Origin of the sequence: Sedimenticola hydrogenitrophicus, assembly GCF_029017505.1 — a bacterium.
Taxonomy (GTDB): domain Bacteria; phylum Pseudomonadota; class Gammaproteobacteria; order Chromatiales; family Chromatiaceae; genus Sedimenticola; species Sedimenticola hydrogenitrophicus_A.
This window is the reverse complement of record NZ_JAQGEI010000088.1, coordinates 1-1784: the sequence shown is the minus strand read 5'-3', so window position 1 is coordinate 1784 and position 1784 is coordinate 1. Positions and strand designations below refer to the sequence as shown.

The following is a 1784-nucleotide window of genomic DNA, read 5'->3' as shown; positions in this document are numbered from 1 at the left end:
AGTATCCACCTATGCGCAATCAGGCGCGGATGGGACGGTTTACACGGAACAGGTGAACATTGCGACCTCGGTGATCCGGATCAGCGCCGAGGGGGTGGTGGCGAGTGCACTGGACCGGTTCAACGTCATCTTTATCAACACGATCGATCAGAGTTCATTCACCGTTGACGATGTGGTTTTAACGCGCGCGGGACAGGGTATCCCGGTGAGTGAGATCACAAAAATCTCCGATGTCGAGTATCAGGTTGTGCTGTCGTCCTCGCTGGGTGACGGGGTCTACGATTTGACGATTGGCCCGAATATCCTGGCCGAGAACGGTCTGGGCATGGACCAGGACGATGATGGTGTGGCGGGCGAGGCGCAGGATGATCGGTACCAGACGCAGTTCACGGTGGACACGCTGGCGCCGGCGGCGCTGAGTGTGGATGCGGCATTGGCGCCGGTGGTGCATGCCAGCAGTACGCGCCTGATCATGTTGACGGGTAACCGGGAGAGTGACACGGCGGTGTGGGTGAACGGTGTGCAGCAGGTCAGTCGTGGCTCGGGTGCCTGGAGTTTCAGCCAGACCGTGGCGGAAGGGATGAACAGCCTGCTGTTGACGGCGCGTGATGCGGCGGGTAATGCCTCGCTGCCGGTGGAGGTGCTGTACAACGTCGACAGTGTGGCACCGGTGGTGACGGGGATTGTCCCGGCCCCTAACAGTTATCTGAAGGTGGTCCCGGCGACGCTGGATGTCACCGTCGTAGAGACCGGGTCCGGGGTGGACGTGGCTGGCTCGACGCTGTTTGTCAGTCGCGGCGCGACCATGATCCCGGGCAGTTGGCTGCTGAATGGCAACGTGTTGCACTTCGCCCCGGACGTGGCCTTCATTGAAGGGGTCTATCAACTGCGCGGTAAAGTACGGGATCTGGGTGGGCTCGAGTCATCGGAGGCGAGCGTCCTGTTCGTGATTGACCAGACGCCGCCCGCCGCGCCGGTGGTGGATAGCCTGCCGGCGACCACCACGGTCAACCAACACACGATCACTGGCAGCAAGGAACCGAACAGTGCCCTTTGGCTCAACGGCGTGGAAGTGGTGGGACACACCCAAAGCAGCAGTTGGAGTCACACGGTAGCGCTGGCGGAAGGACCGAATACCCTGAGCTTTATCGCCCGGGATCGGGCGGGCAACGACAGCTTGCCGACCGCCGTGAGCATCGCGTTTGACAACACCGCGCCGGGGCCGGTCATGCCGCTGGTCAGCAACGTCGGCAACGGTACCAGTGTGGCGGTGGACTGGAGTGGCTACGATGTCGTGGCCAATGGCAATGACATTGTCGGTTATCGCCTCTATCGCAGCACCAGTACCTACACCGATATTGGTAATGCCACACTGGTCACCAGTGTGAACGCCAACCAGAAGCAGTATCAGCTGGATGGATTGACCCGGGGCGCAACGTATTACCTCTCTGTCGTGGCTTACGACACCATGGGCAATGCCAACAGCAGTGTGACGCCGGTATCGGTGACGTTGGTGGATCAACAGCCACCGCCGGATCTGACGGGCGTATCGGTGGAGGCCTTTGCGGATCGATTGGAAGTCAGTTGGACGGCGCCGGTATCGAGTGATCTGGCGGGGTACCGTCTCTATTTCAATGGAGATGGCGGCACGGATCTGGGCGCTACGGTGCTGACTCATGTGATCAGTGGACTGACGGCGGCGACGGGTTACCCGATCCGCATCACTACTCGGGACAATGACGGTAACGAGAGCAGTGGTGTTGAACTGACGGGCGTGACCTGGT

1 protein-coding gene is annotated in these 1784 nt (G+C 60.8%); it reads left to right on the top strand.

Annotation, left to right across the window (positions count from 1 at the left end; all coding sequences use genetic code 11):
• Positions 1–52: 52 nt before the first annotated feature.
• A partial coding sequence (locus tag O9K64_RS23715) for a fibronectin type III domain-containing protein (RefSeq protein WP_275100520.1) occupies positions 53–1784 on the top strand: 1732 nt, incomplete at its 3' end.